Here is a 15,840-nt window from a genome sequence, read left to right as displayed (position 1 = left end):
TTCGTACACATACTCCTCACCTCTTGTTTTTTTACAAACACCACTATATAAAATATTCAAGATAAATGGTATTTCTCCTTTATCATTAGAAATTAAAGGAAATATAACATGAAATTTTAAAATTCAGTACTCTTTATTTGAAAGTAGTAATAAATATTGGTATTCTAAATACTGAATTTGAAACTTTATTTTTTCAAAGGAGAATGCCAAATGAATTACGTAACATTAAACAATGGATTAAAAATGCCACAATTAGGTTTCGGTGTATGGCAGGTAGAAGATAATCAAGCTACGGATGCAGTTGCAAAGGCACTTGAAGTTGGTTATACATCAATCGACACAGCGATGATTTATAAAAATGAAAAAGGCGTAGGAAAAGCGCTACAACAATCCTCTGTTCCTCGTGAAGAATTGTTTATTACAACAAAAGTATGGAATACTGATCAAGGTTATGAAAACACTCTTCGTGCATTTGATGAGAGTTTAGAACGTCTTGGACTTGACTACGTTGATTTATATCTTATTCACTGGCCTACTCCAGAATATGATCAATACGTGGATACATATAAAGCATTAGAAAAGCTCTATAAAGATGGTCGTGTTAAAGCAATTGGAGTTTGTAATTTTGACATAGAACATTTGGAGCGCATTCTTAAAGAATGTGAAATTAAACCGGTATTAAACCAAGTAGAATGTCATCCTTACCTTATTCAAAGTGAATTAAAAGAATTTTGTGCGAAGCATGATATATTTGTTGAAGCATGGAGTCCTTTGCAACAAGGTGGCGAAGTTCTAAAGAATGAATCCGTTATGAAAATTGCTGAAGCACATGGTAAAACCCCAGCACAAGTTGTCTTACGCTGGCACTTACAAAATAATACAATTGTGATTCCAAAATCAGTAACTCCATCAAGAATTGAAGAAAACTTTAATGTTTTTGATTTTGAACTTTCTACAAATGAAATGGAAGAAATCAACAAATTAAACCGTAATGAACGTAAAGGCCCGAAACCAAGTGAAATGAACGTTCGTTAATTTATCTTTTTAAGAAGCAGCCAATGTCTGCTTCTTTTTTTAATCATTTTCATTTAATGAAAAATTGTGGTGAAAAACGTTTTATATACTAAAAATAATTTAATATTTCGACAAATTTCCGCACCAAAAATAAAATATTTTCGTTATTCTTAAATTAACAATGACGAATGGTGCTGATGGATTATGTTAAAAAATTACTATGGTAGAATCATAGCCACTACATTTTTTATTATTGCATTTTCAGTTTGGAATATCATTTACTATGGGTTAAATGGCTATCGTTTTAATATTTTTTTGGATAGTTCATATACGTTTATTCTTGCAATAATTGTTTGGTGGCTTGGTTCATACTTTGACCGTTCTAAGCTCCTCTATGAAAATTTAAGAAAAAGTGAAGAAAATATAAAAAAATTACTAGATGAAACAGACTATATATTCGACAACCTTGATCAAGTGGTGTTTCAAACAGACAAAAGTGGCCAAATTACAAAATTAAATCAAGCATGGGTTAATCTCACGGGATATAAGGTACATGAATGTATTGGCAGTCAGCTAACCTTTTTTATCTATCATGAAGATGAATGGATTGGAAATAAAATGTTTAGTGACTTAACCGCTTCAAAAAAGTCGACAATGAGACAAGAACTTCGTTTACGAAAAATTGAAGGTGGCTATGTTTTAGTAGAAATGAATTGTAAGGTAACCTATGATTCGTTCGGCCAATTATTCTCTACAGTTGGAACATTTACAGACATAACAGAACGGAAACAATCAGAGCAGGAAATACTACAATTAAACGAAAACCTCGCTAAACGCTCTGAAAAATTAAGAGTTGTTTCGCAGTTATCTGCAGCTATCGCACATGAAGTAAGAAATCCATTAACATCTATTTCAGGATTTATTCAACTATTAAATGAACAAAAACAAATTGACCATGAATATATCGAAATCATTCTTAAAGAAATTGCGAAAATAGAACTGGTCATTGCAGATTTATTGACCTTATCGAAGCCTCAAACCGTCACTTTAAAAAAATATGATCTTATTCAAATCATCGATTATGTTCTAACATTGATAAAACCGATGGCACAGAAGCATCGAATTGTTATAAAGTTTAATAAAGCAGATACACCTATTTGGGTTTTAGCTGAAGAAAACCAGTTAAAATTAGTGTTTATTAATATCATCAAGAATGCAATCGAAGCCATTAATTATGAAGGAGTAATTGAAATCGTTCCAAGCTTAGCTTGTCATGATTTTGTTTCGATTTATATTAAGGATAATGGCCCTGGAATACCGGAAGAAATTATAAAACATATTGGACAACCCTTCTATTCCACTAAGGATAAAGGAACTGGTCTTGGTTTAACTACCTGCTTTAAAATTATTGAAATTCACAAGGGAAAAATCCATATTACTAGTCAGGTAAAAAAAGGGACTACCATCGAGCTCATTCTTCCTCAATATTTACGAGATGAGTAGTTTTAAAACAACATAATCTAAAGGTACTTACTTATATATATCCCATTTATTTTATCTTTCACTTAACCTTTATTTTCTTTTTTGATTTCTTTGAGCAAGTGAACAATCGATTCACTTGTTTTATTTAAATTCCTTAATTGAGTCTCAACGGAAAGTAGAGTAACTACTATAATCACACCGATGATAATTCCGATCAAAACTAATCACCCCTTTTTACAAATAATCTAATTTTTACTTTGTTCTAGAATCCTGGAAGGCTAGCATATTACTTTGACAAGTCAAATACAAAAATAATACTAACTCCTATACATTCCCCCACTATAGACTTCTTTTCTATAGAATATTTCTGAATTCCTTTAAATTACCTTTTTATAAAATAATAAGGAGTGTCTGATGCTTAAAAGATCAGACAACTCCTATTCATCTTCTTATCCAATATTTCTAATTGTCACTTTCCATCCGCTCTGTGTGATTTTGATATTTATGTCGTAATTTGCTCCAAATATATAGACCAAAGATAAGGACAATTCCAATTAGAATAGTGATTTGGAAATGTTGAATTTGTTGAATAAGCTCTTGGATGTTACCAGGATAAAAATGGCCAATACTCAAATATAGAAAGGTTGTTGGGATGATTCCAATCATTGTTAGTAGTGTATACAATCCAATATTCATTCTAGATATCCCAGCCATAAAAGGAACAAAATTCCCTAACGGAAGTGGACTTGATATAGCCACACTCCAAACACCATACCTACTAAAATATTCTTTCGTTTTTTGATACTTTTCTCTTCTTTTTGAGGTTAATCTGTTTTCAGTAATTTTCCCTACCTTGTAACCGAAATAATATGGGATATAACTTCCCACTGCATATAAGAAACTTCCAAAAATCGAGGTAAAGATCATTTCAAACCAGGTTAGTTCCATTACAACGCCCATAGTTATGAGAAAGAACGTTCCAATAAAGGGGAAAGAACTTCCTTCAATAAACATTGAGAAAATAATCCCCCATATCCCCCACTCTTCAATAAAAGCATAAATTGAATGAGACATCTGAATCACTCCACATTTAAAAAGCTATTATCTAAAGAATAAATGTCCTTTCACTTTTGTTATAGAGACCATCGAATTAATTTTGCATCAGTCCTTAGATGGATGCAGTTTTATACATATATATAGTAAAAAAACCTCTCCTGACACATGGAGAGGTTAAATTTTTAATCATTCATTAATTTTAATATATCACCAGGTGTTTCGAAAATATATTGTGCTTCATCAAAACCATCCGTTAATCTTGCTCCCCACAATGCTAAACCAAAATCAACCCCAGCAGCATGTGCACACCTCATATCATAAATGGAATCTCCTATATAGATGGCTTGATTAGGCTCACAATGCAGTAAACTTAACCCTAAATTTAGAGGATCCGGGTATGGTTTATGCCTTTTAGTATCACTTGCACAAACAATTACCTCAAATTTTTGATGGATATTTAATAAATAAAAACTATTGTCCATTTCCTCAGCTGTTTTAGATGTAACTATTCCCATCTTTGGTAATTGATCAATAACTTCTATTATCCCCTCAAACAGAGGAACATTTTTTAATAACGGTTTTTCCCTTTCCATCCATGATTCAAGAGTTGTTGGGATGTCTGCAATATTTAATATTTCCAACGTTTTTAACCCTGGTATTCCTAATGAAAAACGTAAAGAATCTAAATCCTTATCAATTCCTTGTTCTTTTAAGGTTGCTTGTAAGGCTGTCAATCCGATCATTTCCGAATCAATAATTGTCCCATCTAAATCAAATATAAAAGCGGTATACATCCTTCTATCCATCCTCCCTACCATCATTTAAATTAAAGGTAATGGATGAAATGGATTTCATGTCAATAGTGAAATTGAGACTCATTCAATCATTTCATATCGACTTCATTTTTATTTGGTGTATAATTTTATTTCTTGGATTGCCTTTTTAATCGCTGTTCTTTATTCTTCGGAAAAATATTTCTCTTGATACAGTTGTAATCGCTACTCCCCACAAGCATTTTCAATATCAATTGGCTTATATCTATACATTTAACCATCGGCTAATTTCATGTATAATAAATGGAAAAGTTGATCTTAAGAAAAAGGAGATAGGCTAATTTGATAACACCTAAACTTATGAATATCATTCCACCCAAAGGTGATTACATAACATTTACGGATGAATCCCATTACACAGAGAAAATAAAAGAATGGGGATTATCAGCAAAAAAACAATTTTTATATAAAGATGGAAGAAATCAAGAATCCGTTACCATTAAGGGCTATGAAATATATGGAAAAACAGAAGAATATAACACGATTATTATTGAGTTCAATGATGGACAATTAAGCTGTATACACCCAGCATATTTAAAAGAAATGCAGGCTTCTAGCTTTAAAAAGACAAATATCACATCCTATTCAAATACAAATGAATCAGTAACTAACAACCAACAACAAGAGGAAATCCTTGAGGAGCAAACCGTGAAAACAGAAAAAACAACAGCTCCACAAGTAGAAAAAAAGATAAAACAAGAAAAGAAGCCTAAAATAGATCTTCCAGAAGAAAAGGTACGTTTTTCGGCAAATGTTAAACAGTTTGCTTTAACCTGGAATAACTTTAATGAGGAAAATGATGAGGTAGTCGTTTTAGAAAATGTTGTGATTCATCAGGATTCTCCGATTGAAATAGGCCATGCATGGTGTTCTCACTCAAAAACTCTAAAAAAACACGAACTCACTCAAGGTGACACTCTTGAATTTGACGGAAAAATTATAAAAAAGAAGCTTCCTAAAGGAAAAGATGTCGATGAAGAATTTATTGTTGATGTTGCTGTTTACTATAAAGTCAATAATCCGTCCAAAGTCAAAAAAAGTTAAAGGTTCATCTTTTGTTCCTTTAGCTTTTTTATTCGGTTATTTTCCTCTAATAATCATTAAACTAACTCATCCTAAATAAAATGAGTATAACTAGTACTAGTACAAATGACTCCCAAAGGAGGGGATTATTCTTTGTGTTTTTGATCAAGCAGAAGAAAAAAATACAATTAACAGATGCTTTATTAAAAATAAAAAAAGAGTTAAACAAAAATCATAAAAATTCACTAGTCCCTCTTCTCCCCAAAGAGGAGAGATTACTCCACGAAATAATACAGAATACCATCATTCATAATAAAAATAATCTTACGAGAACAAAGGCATATCTTGATTTTTACCAACGTCACCCTGAAATCCATTGGGCTTTTTTAGGTCATATGGTATCAAGGAATGGTGGTTGGAACATGACCGATTTAAAAGGTGAATTACTGTCCAAATTAGTAAGTAAAAAAGAAGCGATCGCCTTCTTTACCTTTCTTGAGAGAGGGAATTGGCTTATATTCCAGGATGCTTATCCCCAATTTTTAGTGTACGAGGAAAGCATGAAGCGTGGCCAAAATTTATTTCATCTCCTTCCTCACCTACATATTTCATCATTTATGTTCACCATTTGGAATCATTTTTGGAAAGATCGAAATCCTTATCTATTAGCCATCGCTCTTATCATTAATGAACAAAATTATTTAGAAATTAGAATCATTAACAATCAAACATTTAAGAAGCAAGTCTTCGAAACATTTGAATTCAAAATACAAGAAATCCTTTCAATGAACCATATTATCTTTCCCTATCTAGAAAACAATCAAATAGTATTAGTTGGCCAAACATTAAATCATTTTGAAAGTTTGCATGAGCGAATACTATTAGGGAAGCGATTATACAATATCTTATTTGACCATCCAGAACGATTGAAGAAAACAGTGCACTGGGCAATAACCCATTCTCATACTGGTTCCCGAAAAGACTACTGGCCTCATCTATTTAATGATGTGAATGAAGGAGTACCAGGTGTTGAATGGAAAACAAGGTTAAAGTCTTGTCAGATCGAATCTAGCTGTCCTCGTTTTTATAGTCCTAGACTACCTTATGCTTGGAAAAATTCTATTCATGAAAAAGCAGAAATCAAAGATTGGTACACAAATTGGCAAGTTATCCAATACCTCGTAGACTCAAAAGAAAAAGTAGATGGAGAGATTAAGCATGATTACTGTAAAACGCTTGAAAAGCTTGAACGAGCAGGAATTGCCAAAAAAACGATCACATTCCTCAATTAGAAATTTGATCCCTACCTTGCTTTTCGCTTCGCTTATTGGCACCTATCTAGATCTATTTTTTACAGGAGTTGGTTTATATACCTTCCCTAAAAGGCCATTTCCTGAACTATTTTCGATTAATATTTTCTTTCCACTGGTCGGACTCCCTTGTTTAATTATTCTCTACCTCTATATTATCCGTTACTTATCTAAATGGAGGAAAGCAGGCTTAATCATGCTATTAAGCCTGCTCATGGCTGTTTTTGAAAGATACTCTGAAACGCTTGGCTTTCTGGATCATACGAATTCATGGAAACATATTTATTCAGTTTTTGGCTATTCCCTTTATTTTGCTGTTATTGATTATTTCTATCGCTGGTCAAACAAGTCCTATGAATGATTTTCTCGAGTATTTTTTTCTTTTGTAATTTTATCCAAAGCGTCCATCACACTCATTTGACCAAGGTTTCCCTCTCCTCGTCTCCTTAAAGATACCGCTCCATTTTCAATTTCTTGATCACCAATTATGAGCATGAACGGTATCTTTTCTGTTTCTGCATCTCTTATTTTAAAGCCCATTTTTTCAATTCTTTCGTCGATTTCAATTCGTATTCCAACTTGTTGAAATTGCTGTTTAATGTGCTCGGCATACGGAAGGTGCTTATCAGAAATAGGCAAAATCTTCGCTTGTATAGGAGCTAACCATAAAGGGAAATCACCAGCATAATGTTCAATCAATATGGCCATAAAGCGCTCAAGCGATCCGTAAATAGCTCGGTGAATCATAATTGGAATATGATATTTATTATCCTCACCGATATATTGGCAATTAAATTTTTCTGGCATTTGAAAATCAAGTTGTACGGTACCGCATTGCCAGCTTCTACCTAATGAATCTAAAATATGATAATCAATCTTTGGCCCGTAAAACGCTCCATCTCCATGGTTTATTTGATAAGGAAGCTCTTTTTTCTGTAGTACTGATTCCAAAGCCGCCTCTGCTTTGTCCCATATTTCCTCTGAGCCCATATATTTCTCAGGTCGAGTGGAAAGTTCAATTTTATAGCTAAATCCAAATTCTGAATAAAATTCATCCACTAGTTCTAGTACCTTATCAATTTCAGATTCAATTTGATCCTCTCGTACAAAAATATGTGCATCATCCTGTGTAAACGAACGTACTCGTAGCAGACCATTTAAAGATCCAGAAAGTTCATGCCGATGAACTAATCCTAGTTCTCCGTATCGTATCGGGAGCTCACGATAGCTTCGACGTTTATTATTAAAAATGAGAACAGCACCCGGACAATTCATTGGCTTAATAGCATAATTTTGATCGTCCACTTTCGAAAAATACATGTTTTCATGATAATGGTCCCAATGACCTGATTTCTCCCATAACTCTTGTTTCATCATGATCGGTGTCTTAATTTCCTGATATCCAGCTAAATGATGCTTTTGTTTCCAAAAATACTCGAGTTCATTTCGTATGACCATTCCTTTTGGTAAGAAGAAAGGCATACCCGGCGCTTCTTCTGATGACATAAATAACTCTAATTGTTGACCTAATTTACGATGATTTCGTTTTTCTGCTTCCATTTCAATTGACATAGTAATTCCTCCTAAAATTGAATAAGCTGATTGTGCTCTAACCATTAATTTTTATAAGAGTATAAATAAAAAAACGCACTCATCCCAAAGACAAGGGACGAGTGCGGTCGTGGTGCCACCCTAATTTCGCAAAGCATGCAGCTGCTTTACGCTCAAATAGATAACGGTTTTTTTCCGATTATGGATACTAAGCAAATCCTTTTCCCCATAATAGCTCAAAGGTGGTAAATTTTCCTTTTTCTTCAGGGCTCGCAGCCAATGACCCTGTTCTCTGCAAAGAAAAATTAGAAAAATTCATGTCCTTATCATCGCAATATATATATATATAATTTTTTTAAAAAACATACTCTTTAAAAATCAAATAAAAAACGCACCCATCCCAAAGACAAAGGGACGAGTGCGGTCGTGGTGCCACCCTAATTTCGCAAAGCAAAATCTACTTTACGCTCATAAAGATAACGGTTTTCCCGTTTATGGATACTAAGCAAGGCTTTTCCCCATAAAAGCTCAAAGGTGGTAAATCAAACATTTTTCTACAGGGCTTACAGCCAATGACCCTGTTCTCTGGAAGAAAATTAAGTATGATTCATGTCCTTATCAAAGCAATGTTATTTCTTACAAATTGTAATGAATTGTTTTTTTTGAATTGTAAATGGATAATTTATAAAAGTCAAGAAATATTTTTTGATAAAGTTACTATTGATTATTTACAATGATAATTATTTTAAACACGACGGAAAATAAAGTCAATAACGAATATGAGGTGTAAAACCGTCTATTTTCCAATAAATGATCAGTATTTTAAATGCCCCACCATTAATACTTTCATGCTTTATATTTTCTAATCTCAGGTTTGCACTCCATTATTTGTTGATAATTCCCCTCAAATTTTAGACATTCTTGTAATAATAACATTTGATATTGAAGAATTTTAGCCAAAAGTGCATAGATGAAATAATTATGTCTGCATTGAAATCGATTCATTACCCTACCAATCTGTAGCCAAATCACGCTCTGAAAATAATAAAAATTTTAGTAAATATTTTATTAAGCGCTTTACATTCGTTATGCTTATTTAATTATCGTAATAAATGGACTACATGATTTAAATCAGCTCAAAACTGACCTTAAGATGGTAAACTCTTGTTGGCCAGTACCCCTATATATCGTTAAAATTTCCTCTAAAAAGCAACAATGTTTGAGAAAAGATCCTATAATAATAATGAGGTTATATTTTTATTAGGAATGAATCCATTTCCCAATTATGCAAATTAAACATATTCTTAGGATTTTTAAACTGATTATTGGCGATTAACTATTTCGTATTATTTGTGTACGTATATGTAGTTAATTGACAATGAAACAAGTATTAAAAAATAAAGCAATACCTCATTCGAATTTCCATTTATTATCAGTTATTGCCTTAATAAGAATGGTAAAAATAAGTTCAAGACACTTAATCTTATTTGGAGCTGGTAAAATTGGCTAAATATACGTTAACTTTCAGTTTCTTTTTCCTCATGTTTATTTACTCACCGTCTATATCAGCTTCTACTATTCATTCGAATCATCAACCGATTAATTTTCAAATTGAATTGCTTCATTGGAAAGATGTAAACCAAATTATTCCAAAGAATTCCGTGTTTACGGTTATTGATGTTGAAACGGGAAAAAGCTTTGACGTACAAAGACGGGCAGGGTCACATCATGCAGATGTTCAGCCTCTCACACGAAAAGATACAAAAGTGATGAAAGAAATATATCATGGTCATTGGAGCTGGCGAAGAAGAGCCATATTAATCTTAGCTGAAAACAGACTACTTGCAGCTTCTATGCACGGCATGCCTCATGGTGCAGGTGCATTAGAAAATGGTTTCCCTGGACATTTTTGTATACATTTTGCAGGAAGTACAACACATCGAACAGAAAGATCGGATTTATCCCATCAGCTTATGATCATGAAAGCAGCAGGAAAAATTGATGACTATTTAGCAGGAGCAAACCCTTTTCAAGTTGCGGATGCCCTGCTCGTATTTATTAAAAATGGGGATAAAGGGTTAATCCATAAAGTGGCATTGACTGAAAAGAAGAATTTGAAAAAGCAGATTAATAAAATAGATAAAATTGAAACTCTTCGTTGGAATAGAAAAGATAGTATAGAAGATGGCGCCAATGATTTAACCATCACTGTTCCGGTGGAACTTCAAATGTACATTAAAGAGAGCGGAAGAGTAAACACAAAGACTTCCTTTCAATTGGTTAGAATATCACCATTATCACCTTGGAAAATAAATATTGATGATTTAATTTCGATTATCAACGAAACACAGAAAGAAGAAAAGAAAAAATGATAGCAAGCAAATCGCCTGCTATCATTTTTTTACTCAATATGTTGCTTGCAATATTCATTAACCAATTCTTCTTCTTCGTCCTCTAATGCAAAATCAAGGACTTCATTTGTTGCTCTTTCAATAAATTGATACAGAGCAATTCTTGATCCCTGATCTTCTACAGCATAAATGACCTTTAATAAAACTCCATTTTCAGAGTACAGCTCATCATCTTCAGGTACTTCAATATTGAGAAAGAACTCATAACGATCCCCAACGATAATACCTGTAGGATCGTTTAATTTTTCAACGATATGACCAGTAATTTCCATCAACAACTTCTTCCTTTCAAAACTAACCTAAAATTACATACTTCTTGTATTATACACTCTATTTTTAAGAGCTCAAGAATTCATTTTAAAGCATGCATCATTTTTTCAGCTTCATCCCATGAAACGGAAAATCCTTGACCTTTTGAACAGAAGATAGAGGATGAACTATATTCAGGATCAGCATTTTTATTATATCCAATTTTTTCAATAACCTCTGCTTCATTATGACAATGTTCATAACCACCGAACACCAATGAAATAGAGCCTTTTCCTTGTGTAAAGGATGCTAGGATTGTACTATAATCCATAAAAGTAGCTACCGGTGCTCTCCCCATTATCACTGCTTTGTTTCCATTCATTTCTGGAGGTTGAAAATGTCCATAAGCCGCTTGAATATCGGATAAGACCCTTCCCATTTGTTCTATATCTACTTTAATTTTAAAATTATAAACCGGCTCTAATAAAATATTCTTAGCTTTTTCAAGCCCTTGTCTAAGGGCACGGAGTGTGGCTTCGCGAAAATCACCACCACTAGTATGTTTATTATGTGCTCTTCCTGTAAGTAATGTAATTTTTACATCTGTTAAAGCTGTTCCTGTTAGTATGCCGCGATGCTCCTTTTCTAATAAATAATGCTTCACTAAATTTTGATAGCTAACCATTAAATCATCTGGATGACAATCGTTATCAAAAATAATGCCACTTCCCCTATGTCCCGGTTCCAATAATAAGTGTACTTCTGCATAATGTTTTAGCGGTTCAAAATGACCGTATCCGTTCACGATCGTCTGAATCGTTTCTTTATATAAAATCTCAGGCTTGCCAAAGCTAACCGAAAGATTAAAACGATCCTTTACAATTTGTTCGAGTACTTCAAGCTGAATTTTCCCCATAACATGAAGGTGGATCTCCTGTAAACCTTCATCCCAGGTTACTTTTAACGATGGATCCTCATCATTTAACATTCGAAAATATGATAGTACTTCCTTATGATTTAAGGAGGAGTCATAGATGACCTTAGATTTTAATGTCGCTACGGTTTCATAAGTAGCCTTTGCTTGTATCGCTCCAAGTCCATCACCTACAGCCGCATTCGTTAATCCTGTTACTGCAAATAAATCACCTGCATTCATTTGATCAACGATTTCATAATTTGCACCATTATATAGCCTTATTTGTGTAATCTTCTCCCGTAATTTCTCCTCTTGATCCCCATATTCCAGCACATCACGTACATGAAGGGAACCACTTAATGATTTAATAAAAGTAACCCGAGCACCCGTGCTATCATGACGGATTTTATAAACTCTTCCTGAAAACGAATCGGTGGAGTTATAATCGGAAAAAGTTAATTCGTCCAGTTTTTCCAAAAATGAAAGGATTCCAATATCCTGCAGGGCAGAACCAGAAGCTATAGGATAGATGTTGTTATCTTTAATCATCCGTTTCATTTCCTGCTGCCAACGACCCTCGTCATATTCTCCATCTATATACAGATTCAATAATGTTTCATCTCTTTCTGCAATAAACTCGATTAACTCTTCACTCATGGCACCTTTGTTATATGTCTCCGTTATGTCAATACCATGCTCTGTTAGCTGATTTCGAATTTCTTTTTTTACTTTATTAACATCTGCACCAACTCGATCAGTTTTATTAATAAAGAAAAATGTAGGGATTTGATGCTTCCTTAATAATTGCCAAACGGTTTCCGTATGTCCTTCTACACCTTCCACTGCGCTTAAAATAATGATGGCGTAATCCATTACTTGAATGGATCGCTCCATTTCTGGAGAAAAATCTACGTGTCCTGGAGTATCGATCAGATAATAGGTGGAATCCTTATATTCCATAATTGCTTGATCAGCAAATACAGTAATTCCTCTCGCTTTTTCAATTGCATGATTATCTAAAAATGCATCTTGATGATCGACTCTTCCTCTATGATGGATACTTTTCGTATGAAATAAAAGTTGTTCAGCAAAAGTTGTTTTACCTGCATCGACATGGGCTAATATTCCGATCGTTATTTGTTGCATAATTCGCCTCTTTGTTTAATTTAAAATTTTCTAGGTACCTAATAGATGATGTGTTTTACCGATACCGCACCTTACTACTATTAAATAGCAATTTTCACATTTGATTACAACCATATTTATCATACCATTCCATGCCTGATGGGTATACATATGTACTTTATCTATGAGGTTATTTATACGGAACAAGCTTTAATCCAATTCAACTTTTGATGTCAAATTTATATTTCGTAACAGATTGGAATACCTCTCCTTTTTTTAAGATATTTGATGGGAAATGTGGGTTATGTATGGAATCTGGTAATCCCTGAGTTTCTAAACATAATCCAAGATAATTTCGTGAAGGAACACCTCTGATGGAATAGCTTTCGTCAGCCTCAAGTTGATTACCTGTATAAAGTACAACCGCAGGTTCATCTGTTTCTATGATGAGTTCCCGACCGCTTTCTTCATCCAATAAAATAATTTCCTTATTATGTTGTTCTGTTAATAAAAAGGGATGGTCATAACCATTTCCTGCAATCCAATTTTGCACATGTCCAGATGTCATTCCATCTTTAATTTTTCTGCCATTTTGAAAATCAAATGGAGTATTTTCAACTGATAATATCTTACCGGTTGGAATAAGTCTTTCATCTAATTCAACGAATTTTCGACTTTTAATCGTTAACTGATGGTTCAAAATATCTCGCTTTAAATTACCACTTAAATTAAAATAGGTGTGATTTGTGACATTCAGTAGAGTAGATTCATCCGATTCTCCCTTATAAGAAATGATAAGTTCATTCTTATTGTTTAGCGTATATGTAACCTTCATAAGCAGATTTCCAGGATAACCTTCTTCTCCTGATTTACTTAAATATGTAAATTCCAGTTTGGTTGAATCCGCCTCTAAAGCTGTTTTTGTCTCCCAAAAAACCTTATCAAACCCTTGGAGACCACCGTGAAGATGATTATCATTATTGTTCTTTGCTAATTGATAAATTTTACCATTGAGATTGAATTCTGCATTTTTGATCCGTCCAGCAAATCTTCCAATGATTGCACCAAAATAAGGGGAATATTTTTGATATTCCTCTATGGAATCAAACCCAAGCACGATGTTTTCGAAATGCCCATTCCTATCAGATGCTACTATTTTTGTAATAATACAACCATAATCAAGACAGGTTATTTCCATGCCATGATCATTCACCATCGTAAAAGCTGTAATTGTTCGACCATCGATTTCCCCATAATCCTCCTGCATTATTTCCAATGATACCACCTCCTATTTTTAAAGCTCTTTTCACAAGCACAACTGCTATACCTATAGGTGGAAAAGCTAGCTGTATGGCTTTTTTGAAGCAACAAACTACTTTTTAAAGTGAGGAAATAAATTTTTGAAACGCCTTCTGTCCTTCTGTCCGTTTAAAAACACTCGCATCCTCAAGTACTCTTAAAAATTTGTATCCAACCTCCTGAATGATTATTTCCTTTACCGTAGTGGGAGTTATTTTATTTTGATATCGAATCTTTATATCATCTGCCCAAATATGATGATATGGTTGAATTTGATTTGGTTGATCCAACAAATATTTTTCTACCTCTAACAGTTCCGTCTTTAAACGAGCAGGCAAAACCGCAAGCCCCATCACTTCAATCAGCCCGATATTTTCCTTTTTAATATGATGTACATCAGCATGTGGGTGAAAAATTCCAAGTGGATGCTCCTTATTGGTTCGATTATTTCGCAACACTAAGTCCATTTCAAACTCGTTATTTCGCATTCTTGCAATCGGTGTTATCGTATTATGTCTTGTTTCACCAGTATATGCGACAATATCTGCAGCAGGATCCGAATAATTTTTCCACTTTTCAAGAATATAATTGCAAGCATCAACCATTTGGTTCACGTCACTGCTTCTCAATCGGATAACGGACATTGGCCATTTGATGGTAGAAGCATGGATCATTGGGAAGCTATCAAGGGTAAATGTCAATTCATCTTTTGCTTTTGCCATGGCAAACTCATAATTTCCACCTTGGTAATGATCATGTGAAAGAATAGACCCCCCTACAATTGGCAGATCAGCATTAGAGCCGATGAAATAATGAGGAAACTTCCCAACAAATTCAAAAAGCCTTTGAAATGTTGCTTGATTAATCGCCATATTTCGATGTTCATGGGATAATATAATGCAATGCTCCTTATAATAAACATATGGTGAATATTGTAAATACCATTGCTCTTTATTTAGTTCCAAACGAATCATTCGATGATTAGATCGAGCCGGATGACCAATTCTTCCAGAATATCCTTCATTTTCTATGCAAAGCAAGCAAGTCGGATAATTAGATACTATTTTTCTTTCATTTTCCTTTGCGATCTCATTAGGATCCTTCTCAGGCTTTGCAAGATTAATAGTAATATCTAATTCACCATATTCTGTTGTAATTTTGTAATGACTATTTTCGGCGATTCTTTTTGTTTGAATATAGTTACTATTTTGGCTTAGTTCATAAAAGTAGGAAGTAGCTTTTTCTGGACTTTGCTCCCATTTTCGATGGAAGTTTTGATTAATTTCTGATGGCCGTTGCAAAAAAACATTCATAATATGACTACTCAGAATTTCCTTTGCATCAAATAGATCTTCTATTATACCTTTCTGTACAGCGAACAATACTAATTCATCCAGAAGCTCAGGAACATCGAGGTTTCGCATTTTTTTCTGTTCATTTTTATTTGAGAAATCGGTCAATCTGAGAAGCGCCATAATCTGATTTCGAGCATATATCTCATCTTCTGGGTGAATCATTCTTAGTGAAATCGCTTTGGAGACGAGTTCATTAATGGACAAATATGGATTCAT

General features: G+C 33.6%; 14 protein-coding genes and 2 other annotated features. Of the genes, 6 read left to right on the top strand and 8 right to left on the bottom strand.

Translation table 11 applies throughout. From position 1 onward, the window contains the following. Nucleotides 1–210 precede the first annotated feature (210 nt). The gene (locus I5818_RS12405) at nt 211–1,035 is read left to right on the top strand and encodes an aldo/keto reductase (protein ID WP_209391920.1); all 825 of its coding nucleotides are present in this window, start codon (nt 211–213) and stop codon (nt 1,033–1,035) included. A gap of 183 nt (nt 1,036–1,218) precedes the next feature. Beyond that, the gene (locus I5818_RS12400) at nt 1,219–2,517 is read left to right on the top strand and encodes an ATP-binding protein (protein WP_058003634.1); all 1,299 of its coding nucleotides are present in this window, start codon (nt 1,219–1,221) and stop codon (nt 2,515–2,517) included. Nucleotides 2,518–2,579: 62 nt separating this feature from the next. On the opposite strand, the gene I5818_RS26245 is transcribed toward I5818_RS12400, so the two are convergent. The 3 genes from I5818_RS26245 to I5818_RS12390 form a co-directional block, all read right to left on the bottom strand. Beyond that, entirely contained in the window at nt 2,580–2,714 is a 135-nt protein-coding gene (locus I5818_RS26245) for a hypothetical protein (RefSeq protein WP_257234000.1), read from the bottom strand. 244 nt (nt 2,715–2,958) lie between these two features. Then, on the bottom strand, nt 2,959–3,570 hold the full coding sequence (locus tag I5818_RS12395; protein WP_058003633.1) for a DedA family protein: 612 nt from the start codon (nt 3,568–3,570) through the stop codon (nt 2,959–2,961). A gap of 164 nt (nt 3,571–3,734) precedes the next feature. Further along, nucleotides 3,735–4,346, bottom strand: coding sequence for an HAD family hydrolase (locus I5818_RS12390; protein ID WP_078111087.1), 612 nt, complete (start codon nt 4,344–4,346; stop codon nt 3,735–3,737). 321 nt (nt 4,347–4,667) lie between these two features. On the opposite strand from I5818_RS12390, the gene I5818_RS12385 reads away from it, so the two are divergent. The 3 genes from I5818_RS12385 to I5818_RS12375 all read left to right on the top strand — a co-directional run bounded on the left by I5818_RS12385 (nt 4,668) and on the right by I5818_RS12375 (nt 7,079). Beyond that, a complete protein-coding gene (locus I5818_RS12385) occupies nt 4,668–5,429 on the top strand; it encodes a hypothetical protein (protein ID WP_235849806.1) in 762 nt (253 codons plus the stop codon). 134 nt (nt 5,430–5,563) lie between these two features. Then, nucleotides 5,564–6,700, top strand: coding sequence for a DUF2515 family protein (locus I5818_RS12380; RefSeq protein WP_078111088.1), 1,137 nt, complete (start codon nt 5,564–5,566; stop codon nt 6,698–6,700). After that, nucleotides 6,627–7,079: a CBO0543 family protein gene (locus I5818_RS12375; RefSeq protein ID WP_235849808.1), complete on the top strand. Its 453-nt coding sequence runs from the start codon at nt 6,627–6,629 to the stop codon at nt 7,077–7,079. The genes I5818_RS12380 and I5818_RS12375 overlap by 74 nt, the downstream gene beginning before the upstream one ends. Here I5818_RS12375 and thrS read toward each other — a convergent pair. Next, entirely contained in the window at nt 7,070–8,290 is a 1,221-nt protein-coding gene (gene thrS / locus I5818_RS12370) for a threonine--tRNA ligase (protein WP_058003631.1), read from the bottom strand. The two genes, I5818_RS12375 and thrS, sit on opposite strands and share 10 nt — an antisense overlap. A gap of 90 nt (nt 8,291–8,380) precedes the next feature. Further along, nucleotides 8,381–8,608, bottom strand: a binding site (T-box leader). Nucleotides 8,609–8,676: 68 nt separating this feature from the next. After that, nucleotides 8,677–8,900: a binding site (T-box leader), on the bottom strand. 871 nt (nt 8,901–9,771) lie between these two features. Here thrS and I5818_RS12365 point away from each other — a divergent pair. Further along, nucleotides 9,772–10,641, top strand: coding sequence for a hypothetical protein (locus I5818_RS12365; protein WP_139358205.1), 870 nt, complete (start codon nt 9,772–9,774; stop codon nt 10,639–10,641). Between the two features lie 29 nt (nt 10,642–10,670). On the opposite strand, the gene I5818_RS12360 is transcribed toward I5818_RS12365, so the two are convergent. The 4 genes from I5818_RS12360 to galT form a co-directional block, all read right to left on the bottom strand. Then, entirely contained in the window at nt 10,671–10,952 is a 282-nt protein-coding gene (locus tag I5818_RS12360) for a DUF6509 family protein (protein ID WP_078111073.1), read from the bottom strand. An 80-nt stretch (nt 10,953–11,032) separates the two neighbouring features. Continuing rightward, nucleotides 11,033–12,991, bottom strand: a complete 1,959-nt coding sequence (locus I5818_RS12355; protein WP_078111072.1) for a GTP-binding protein — start codon at nt 12,989–12,991, stop codon at nt 11,033–11,035. 199 nt (nt 12,992–13,190) lie between these two features. Beyond that, nucleotides 13,191–14,246 carry an aldose epimerase family protein gene (locus tag I5818_RS12350; RefSeq protein WP_058005490.1) on the bottom strand — a complete coding sequence of 352 codons (1,056 nt, stop codon included), beginning with the start codon at nt 14,244–14,246 and terminating at the stop codon, nt 13,191–13,193. Between the two features lie 103 nt (nt 14,247–14,349). Continuing rightward, nucleotides 14,350–15,840 carry a UDP-glucose--hexose-1-phosphate uridylyltransferase gene (gene galT, locus I5818_RS12345; RefSeq protein WP_058005489.1) on the bottom strand — a complete coding sequence of 497 codons (1,491 nt, stop codon included), beginning with the start codon at nt 15,838–15,840 and terminating at the stop codon, nt 14,350–14,352.

This window comes from Heyndrickxia oleronia, assembly GCF_017809215.1.
Lineage (GTDB): Bacteria > Bacillota > Bacilli > Bacillales > Bacillaceae_C > Heyndrickxia > Heyndrickxia oleronia.
Note: the sequence above shows the minus strand (reverse complement) of the source record. Positions and strands in the feature narration are given on the sequence as shown.